General features: G+C 48.9%; 8 protein-coding genes. 2 read left to right on the top strand and 6 right to left on the bottom strand.

Annotated elements, in window-relative coordinates; translation table 11 throughout:
• The first annotated feature begins 32 nt into the window (after positions 1–32).
• The gene (locus HY879_01900; protein MBI5602086.1) at positions 33–944 is read left to right on the top strand and encodes a DUF362 domain-containing protein; all 912 of its coding nucleotides are present in this window, start codon (positions 33–35) and stop codon (positions 942–944) included.
• A 58-nt stretch (positions 945–1,002) separates the two neighbouring features.
• Entirely contained in the window at positions 1,003–2,568 is a 1,566-nt protein-coding gene (locus HY879_01895; GenBank protein ID MBI5602085.1) for a 4Fe-4S binding protein, read from the top strand.
• A gap of 308 nt (positions 2,569–2,876) precedes the next feature.
• Here HY879_01895 and tsaB read toward each other — a convergent pair whose 3' ends face one another.
• From tsaB to HY879_01865, 6 genes are all read right to left on the bottom strand, one after another.
• A complete protein-coding gene (tsaB, locus tag HY879_01890; protein ID MBI5602084.1) occupies positions 2,877–3,575 on the bottom strand; it encodes a tRNA (adenosine(37)-N6)-threonylcarbamoyltransferase complex dimerization subunit type 1 TsaB in 699 nt (232 codons plus the stop codon).
• A 168-nt stretch (positions 3,576–3,743) separates the two neighbouring features.
• Entirely contained in the window at positions 3,744–4,808 is a 1,065-nt protein-coding gene (gene rseP, locus HY879_01885; protein MBI5602083.1) for an RIP metalloprotease RseP, read from the bottom strand.
• 169 nt (positions 4,809–4,977) lie between these two features.
• Positions 4,978–6,153 carry a 1-deoxy-D-xylulose-5-phosphate reductoisomerase gene (locus tag HY879_01880; protein ID MBI5602082.1) on the bottom strand — a complete coding sequence of 392 codons (1,176 nt, stop codon included), beginning with the start codon at positions 6,151–6,153 and terminating at the stop codon, positions 4,978–4,980.
• A gap of 183 nt (positions 6,154–6,336) precedes the next feature.
• Complete coding sequence (locus HY879_01875; protein ID MBI5602081.1) at positions 6,337–7,155, bottom strand: phosphatidate cytidylyltransferase; 819 nt, start codon at positions 7,153–7,155, stop codon at positions 6,337–6,339.
• Positions 7,156–7,164: 9 nt separating this feature from the next.
• Positions 7,165–7,929 carry an isoprenyl transferase gene (locus HY879_01870; protein ID MBI5602080.1) on the bottom strand — a complete coding sequence of 255 codons (765 nt, stop codon included), beginning with the start codon at positions 7,927–7,929 and terminating at the stop codon, positions 7,165–7,167.
• A 283-nt stretch (positions 7,930–8,212) separates the two neighbouring features.
• A partial coding sequence (locus HY879_01865) for a ribosome recycling factor (protein ID MBI5602079.1) occupies positions 8,213–8,347 on the bottom strand: 135 nt, incomplete at its 5' end.

Raw genomic sequence — 8,347 nt, 5'->3', positions numbered from 1 at the left:
TATATTAATTTACCAAAAAAGGAAACACCATCATGAATAGACGTGTTTTTTTAAAACAATGCGCTTTGTGGACTGCGGGTTTAACCCTGTCCCCCCCGGTATTTCGCCTCATTCCCGAACTCTGGGCCGAACCCCGGGCATCTATCGTTTCCATAACCGAGGGAACCGATTACCCGGCCCTGGTCTCCAAAGTCCTCGGTCCCTTGGGGGGTATTCAGCCCTTTGTTAAAAAGGGGCAGCGGGTGGTGGTTAAACCCAACATCGGTTGGGACCGCTCCCCTGAACAAGGGGCCAATACCCATCCGGAGGTGGTTAAGACCCTGGTACGTCTGGCTTTGGACGCCGGGGCCGCCCAGGTGCTGGTTTTTGACCGCCCTTGTAATGAGGAACGTCGCTGCTATGCCAACAGCGGGATCAAAAAGGCCGTGGAGTCCTTGGGGGATCGAAGGGCCATTTGCACCTACATGGACAACCGGAAATTCATCCCTGTTCGAATCGCCAAAGGGAAATCCATCAACGACTGGGAATTTTATAAAGAGGCCCTGGAGGCCGACTGCTATATCAATGTGCCGGTGGCCAAACATCATGGTGGAGCCGGACTAAGCCTGGGGCTGAAAAATATCATGGGAGTCATCGGCGGATTCCGGGGCAAGATCCATTTTTCCCTGGGCCAGCGGATAGCCGACTTAAATACCGTATTAAAACCCCATCTGACCGTGATCGACGCTACCCGGATCCTGCTCCGGAATGGCCCTCAAGGCGGGGACCTGAAAGATGTAAAGATCCTCAACAGCCTGATCGCTTCCACCGATATCGTGGCGGCAGATGCTTATGCCACCACCCTCTTTCACTTAAAGCCCGAGGAAATCGAGTCGACCCAGGCAGCTTATCAATTAGGGTTGGGTGAGATGGACTTGAAGAAGATCAAGGTTGTTAAGGCGTGAAAGGGGGCCGGGGGGATCAGGGGGTCAGAGTTAAGAGTTCAAAGTTCGGAGTTCGGAGTTGAAAAAACGAAGCAATAAAACATTTCCCCTCCTCTACTGGAGACGCATAGCCCAAACCCTTTTTCTTCTTTTATTTCTGGTCCTCTTCCGCCTGACCGATTATAAGGGTGAAGACCAAATCCCCTATGCCGTCAATATCTTTTTCCGCCTGGACCCCCTGGTGGCTGCGGCCGCCATGTTGGCTGCCAGGGCCTTGATCTCCCTGCTCCTGTTATCTCTGATCGTCATCGGACTGACCCTGATCCTCGGTCGTTTTTTTTGCGGCTGGTTTTGCCCTCTCGGCACCTTATTGGACTTATTCCAGACCGTTTCCCCCCTTAAAAAAGAAAAATCAAACGTCCGGCGCCGAAACTGGAAATATCTCCTTTTAGGGTTCATTCTCCTGTCTGCCTTTTTGGGTTTCCCGGTGGTCGGCTATTTTGATCCTTTTTCTCTCCTGGTCCGGGGAATGACCCTGTCCGTAGACCCTTTTTTTAATTATACGGTTGGGTCCTTTTTTGATTTTTTATATCGTCATGGCCCGTCCTTCCTATCCCAAATCAGTGAATCGATATACTCCTTTTTCAAGGATACCCTGTTAGCTTATAATCAAAAATTTTTTTATCTGAGTCTCTTATCCCTTCTCATCCTAATAGCAATCTTTGCCCTGGAGCGCATAGAGAGACGATTCTGGTGTAAAAACCTTTGTCCCTTAGGGGGACTTCTGGCCCTGCTATCCCGATTTTCCTGGCTTCGGGGTCACATTCAAACCTCTTGTCGGGGTTGTCGGGTCTGCACCCAGATATGCCGCATGGAGGCTATCGATCAGACTGGTGGTATTGCTTCGGCCGACTGCAACCTTTGCCTCGATTGTCTGCATCTCTGCCCGGATAAGGCGATTTCCTTTGCCTTCAAAAAACCGGAACAAAGACCAGTTCCTTTGGGGATTTCCAGAAGGGTGTTTATCGGAACGCTCTCCTCAGCCCTTATCCTCCCAACCTTTTTAAAAGTCCGGGCTGAAACCAAAAACCCAGACCCGACCTTGATCCGCCCCCCGGGTGCCATTAAGGAGAACTTCTTCCTGGATCGCTGTGTCCGCTGCGGCGAGTGTATGAAGGTCTGCATCAACAATGCCCTTCAGCCTTGCTGGCTGGAAGCCGGGATGGAAGGACTGTTTTCTCCCCGGCTCGTTCCCCGTATAGGCTATTGCGAATTTAATTGTACCCTTTGCGGTCAGGTCTGCCCAACCGGGGCGATTGCAAAACTCCCTTTAAAGGAAAAACAAAAAACCGTTATCGGCCGGGCCTATTTTGACAGAAACCGATGTCTCCCCTATGCCCAGGGAACTCCCTGCATTGTCTGTGAAGAACACTGTCCTACCCCGGAAAAGGCTATTAAATTCCGGGAGGCCCTGGTCATGAATCCGGAAGGAAAAATGGTGACGATCAAACAGCCCTATATTCTGGAATCTTTATGTATCGGTTGCGGGATTTGTGAAAATAAATGTCCCCTGGAGGGAAAGGCCGGGGTATTGGTCATCAACAATCCGGAAGGAATGGTTCTATCAAAAATCGCCATGTTTTGAGGTTCCGATAGAATCAAATCCAGATCCTGGGTCTTTATGCATTCTAATGCCTCGCCCAGAGACAGACTGGAAACCGTGCTGGTCCCTTCATTAATAACCATCAAAAAAACCTGATAATCGGAGTCGATGTGCATGATTCTGAGAAAAGGTTCCACGGTTTCTCCTCCTTTGTATAATAGGTCTTTTCCGCTTTCCCGAGAACTACTGACGACTCTTAGGTAATGATCCCTGTTCTTTTATCGAACTTTTATTGAAAAAACTTTAGACTTATTTTCATCTTTCGTGGCGCCCATTAGGGGCATAGAGGATTAATAAATGGAAGGGGTTTGCTTGGCATATTCGGCATCGGAAGGACGAATATAAAAGGGCCGGATCTCTTCCGGAGAAGATTGCCGGCCTTGCTGCATCCGGGACCGGGCCAGGGTCCCCAGAACGACCGGCGATATAAGATGCAAATGAGAATCAGGGAACAAGGCCAGTGTACCGAGACTCTCTTTAAAAAATGGCTGGTAGAGTCTGGCCCCATTGCCTACCAGGAGAACCGGTTCATTGATTTCCTGCGCCAAAGCCTGGGGCTTTATATTTCGTGGTTCTCCGGCCCAATGGATTTCCCCGTGGGAATCCGACCTGAAATAAGCACAAAAAACCTCTTTCTTTCTGGCATCAATGACCGGACAAATCAGGTAGGGGCAATAAGAAAATGGAAAGGCCAGGGCTTCCAGGGTGGATATTCCGACAATCGGTTTTTGGGTGGCAAAGGACAGGCCTTTTATGGTGGCCAGACCGATACGAAGACCAGTGAAGCTTCCCGGGCCGACCGTCACCGCCCAGAGGTCAATTTCATTAAGCTCCCATTCGGCCTGGGCCAAAAGGAAAAAGATGGTCTTCCATAATTGACTGGCATGGGTTTTTGAAACCCGAATCTGGGCCTGGGCCTGTAACACATCCCCTTCCAGAAGGGCCACCCCTTCGGTTTCGGTGGCGGTATCCAGAGCCAGTATCTTCAAATTCTTTCCTGTTTGGTTGGTTAAATGGAGTGTAAGTTCTCCAGGCATAGCCTATCAAGTTTGGAGTTCGGAGTTCGGAGTTTAGAGGGTTTGCTCCGAACTCCGAACTCCAAACTGATTCAATAAATCAACCCCTGATCCCTGCCCCCCGACCCCAGACCCCCAGCATCACTGTTGGATGATACGTGCGATGTCATTATAAAAAACAAAGACCATCAGCAGGATCAGGATAAACATACCCACTTGTTGGGCCATCTCCCGTTTCTTCAGGCTGAGGGGTTTGCCCAGGATCCATTCCAACCCGAAAAAAACCAGATGGCCCCCATCCAGGACAGGGATGGGAAGGAGATTTAAGATTCCCAGATTGACGCTCAACAGGGCAGTAAAAAATAAAAGATTGGTCCAGCCTTCCTGGGCCTGCTGACCGGCCAACTGGGCAATAAAAATCGGCCCCCCCAGGGTCTCCAAAGGTAATTTCCTTTGGACCAGCTTGAGCAGACTGAGCCCGGTCATTTTAGTTATCCCCCAGGTTTGATCGATCCCGCTTTGGAAGGCACCCAGGACCCCTAATTTCCGGGTAAAATATTTTCCGGAGGGGGTGACCCCGATAACCGCTTCCTGAACGTCTTCCCCGAAAAGGTTTTTAACCGTACTTCTGACCGGTGTAACCTCGGTTGCATAACGCTGGTTTCCCCTTACAAAAATCAAAGAAATGGGTTTTCCCGGATTTTTTCGTACGATCTCAGGCAGTTCTTTCCAGGACTGGATGGCTTGGCCGTCCATTTGGACGATCTTATCTCCGGGACGAATGCCGGCATTATAGGCCGGGAAATTGGGTTTAACCTCCCCGATCTCACTGGTCAGGATGACCTGTCCAACGAATAGAAACCCCACGCAAAAAACAACGATAGCGAAAAAGAAGTTAAACAAAGGGCCGCAAAGGACAATGACCATCCTTTTCCAGACCGGCTTATGAGAAAAGGACCGGACCTTTTCTTCTTCCGAGACCTCATCATCCAGCCCTTCTCCCACCATCTTAACATATCCCCCCAGGGGAAAGGCGGAAATCCGGTAATCGGTTTCCCCCACCTTGAGGCCGAACAAACGGGGGCCCAGGCCGAAAGAAAACCGCTCCACTTTAACCCCGAAGAATTTTGCCGCCCCGAAATGTCCCAGTTCGTGAAAGAAGATCAACAAACCGAGGACGATGATAAAAGGGACCAGTTTAAACAAAAACCCGTAAAACAACGACGGGGACACGGCGGTTTCGGCGAGAACCGAGAGGATACTTTGAAGTTGAAGAATCATCATTTCCATATTGTTGCTTCCTTAACGTTTAATAGGGTTTATGGTATTCGGTTTAAGGTATAAGGTGTGGACCTTGAACCTTGGATCAAAAACCTTATACCTTGGACCTTGAACCTTTCTTTTCAATCCAGGAACCGGCCTCTTTTCTGGCCCAGGAATCAACGGCCAGAATTTCTTCCAAATTAGCCGGGGAAAAGGGTTTATGCTTTTCCATGGTGGCCCTAATTACGAAGGGAATCCCCTGATAAGACAGCCCCCCCTTTAAAAAAGAGAAGACAGCGGCTTCATTGGCGGCATTTAATACCACCGGCATACTGCCTCCTGTTCTGGCCGCCTCCAGGGCCAACCCCAAACAGGGGAATCTTTCCAGGTCCGGCTTAAAAAAAGTTAACCCGGTCAGTTGGGTCAGGTCTAAAAAACCCTGATTCAGAGGCAGCCGCCTGGGATAGGAAAGGGCATAGGCAATAGGGATCACCATATCAGGATTTCCCATTTGGGCCAGGATAGAGCCATCCTGATATTCGACCATGGAATGGATGATACTCTGGGGATGGATGCAAATGTCCACCTGATCCAGAGAAACCCCGAATAACCATTGGGCTTCCATCACCTCCAGCCCCTTGTTCATCAGGGTGGCTGAATCAATCGATATCTTTTGACCCATCTTCCATTTGGGATGATTCAAAGCCTGCTGGCTGGTAATCCGTTTCATGGCTTCTTGGGGATAATCCCAAAACGGCCCCCCTGAAGCGGTTAATATAATCTTCCGTAAGGCCTCCCGCTGTTGGCCCTGTAAAACCTGAAAAATGGCACTGTGTTCGCTGTCGATCGGTAAAATAGTTACCCCGTGTTTTCGGGCTTCTTCCTTCATCAAGGCCCCGGCCATTACTAAAGACTCTTTATTGGCCAGGGCAATGGTCTTTCGAGCCTTGATAGCCGCCAAAGTCGGCTGTAAACCGACTGCTCCGACCATGGCTGAGACCACCATGTCCGTCTCTTCCAGGGCAGCAATTTCTTCATGACCTTCAGACCCCCAGAGGACCGTTAAGGGAAATCCCGGAAATCCATGGCTGGTTAATTCAATAGCTTCTTTCTCCGAAGCTACGGAAACGCTTCGCGGCTTAAAATAAAGGATCTGTTCTTTAAGCAGTCCCATGTTTTTCCCGGCCGCCAGCCCAACAATACGAAACTGGTCTTCAAACTGTTTGACCAGATTGAGGACCTGGACGCCTATGGAGCCGGTACTGCCTAAGAGGGATAAGGTTTTCAAAAGATCCTTTCGTATCTCGTATCTCGTGAAGCGTAGCTCGTATCTCGTAATTCGTTATTCGGTGGTTCGTATCTTACTGAATTCCGAGGTCGACACAAGAGATGCTAAATGCTTCATACGATGTACGCATTACGCACTCCGAGATACGCTTCACGCTTCACGTTATCCGCTTTACGTTACCCGTTACCCGAAAAATCTCACAAAAAAGTAAACCAACGGCGCCGGCAACAGCACACTGTCGGCGCGATCCAAAAAACCCCCATGCCCTGGAAAAAGAGAACCCGAATCTTTTACCCGGACGGTTCGTTTAAACATGGATTCCAACAAATCCCCTAATTGACTGACCATACCAAGTAGCAACCCCAGGCCGATTATTTGAAGCTGAGGGTATTGCGGGAAAAGGGTGACTTGAAAAATCCAGGCCAAAAGTATATTGGCCGTCAAGCCTCCCAAAGACCCCTCGATGGTCTTTTGGGGACTGATCAAGGGGGCCAGCTTATGTCTTCCCCAGGTGCGTCCTACATAATAAGCCGCCGTATCCCCGGCATAGTTCACCGCCAACAGAAAAAATACCCAGTTCAGTCCGTGGCTTTCCTTTCTGATGAGTACGAAAAAAGGAAGATAGAGGGGCAGGTACCAGAGGGCAAAGATCTGTTTACCTAAAGAATCAAAAAAAGGTTTTTGATTAGGGAAAGTGACGATCATATAAATAAAGCAAAACAGCGCTCCCAGGATTAAGGCCAGGAAAAGACCGTCTATCCCTTTAAAATATGCCCCCCAAAGGGCCAATGATCCCAGAAACCAATGAAGCCACAGGATAAAGCCGGAGGGTTTTTGGTAAATCAAATAAAACCATTCGCGGTTCCCCAGGGAAAAACCGGCCCAAACCAGAAAAATAAAAAGAACCGGCCCTCCAAAGTAGAGAGCCAAAAAGAGCAGGGGTATAATCAGGGAAGCGGTGATAAGGCGCTTACCATGAGAGGGTGAAGGCTTTAAACCCAAAACATCTCCTCAGGAACGTTCCTGGAGAGGCAGGGAATTTTTTCGGCGAACCTGTTCTCCGGTTAAACCAAATCGCCTTTCCCTCTTATGAAATTCTTGAATGGCAGTCAGGAGGTGTTTCTTGCGAAAATCCGGCCATAGGGTTTGAGTCACATAAATCTCAGTATAGGCCGATTGGTAAATCAAAAAATCACTCAGCCGGTATTCCCCGCTGGTGCGAATCAGCAAATCGGGGTCGGGCAAGCCATGGGTATAAAGGAACTTTTCGAACTGCGCTTCGGAAATATCTTCAATAGAGAGATCCTTATTCAGGATGGCTTCGGCCATCTTCCTCACGGCCATGAGGATTTCCGCCCGCCCGCTGTAGCTTAAGGCCACATTTAAGATCATGTCTTTGTTCTCTTGGGTTTGTTCAATGGCCTTTATCAATTGGGGTTGCAGTTTCTCCGGTAATTGTTCCAGGTTTCCGATGACCTTTAAGGCAATTCCGTTTTTTTTCAATTCCTGAATTTCGGATTTTAAATAGTGGGAAAGCAATTGCATTAAGGCCTTAACCTCCCACTTGGGACGGTTCCAGTTTTCTCTCGAAAAAGCATAAAGACTCAAAACCTGAATCCCCAGTTCCCGGCAGGTTCTCACGGCCTCCCGAACCGACTCCACCCCTTGCTTATGTCCGGCCACGCGGGGCAAGGATCGCTGCTGGGCCCAGCGACCGTTCCCATCCATAATAATGGCAATATGCCGGGGCATTTTTTCAGGAGTGCTCAATTTCATCGGGAATGGGGAAAGGTGACCAGGAATCCGCCTTCGATATTCATTATTCGATATGCATTATTCGATATTCGTATTTTCATGTTTCGTGTCACCAGGCCCCAAAAGGCGGGGCATGGCGGTTTAGTACAAAAATAGATTCCAATTTCGGATTTCGGAATTTAAAAGAAACTCTCCTTCAACATTCATGATTCGATATTCGATATTCGATATTCACTTTTTCATGCTTCGTGGCACCCCTCTGAGGCATGAGGGCTTGATGCCTGGCCAGGCTCTCGCGAAGTCCTTAAAAGGACAAAATCTCTTTTTCCTTCTCTTCGCTGATCCGGTCCACTCTTTCAATAAAATCATTGGTAATCTTCTGGATCTCTTCCTGGCCTTTAAAAAATCCATCTTCGGAAATGGTCTTGTCTTTTTTAAG

It is taken from the genome of Deltaproteobacteria bacterium, from assembly GCA_016219225.1.
Taxonomy (GTDB): domain Bacteria; phylum Desulfobacterota; class RBG-13-43-22; order RBG-13-43-22; family RBG-13-43-22; genus RBG-13-43-22.
This window is presented reverse-complemented; position numbering and strand designations above follow the sequence as displayed.

Excerpts from the sequence above, each read along its gene's own strand:
- HY879_01900 (MBI5602086.1), top strand. The coding sequence starts at position 33 with ATGAATAGACGTGTTTTTTTAAAACAATGCGCTTTGTGGACTGCGGGT.
- HY879_01870 (MBI5602080.1), bottom strand. The coding sequence starts at position 7,929 with ATGAAATTGAGCACTCCTGAAAAAATGCCCCGGCATATTGCCATTATT.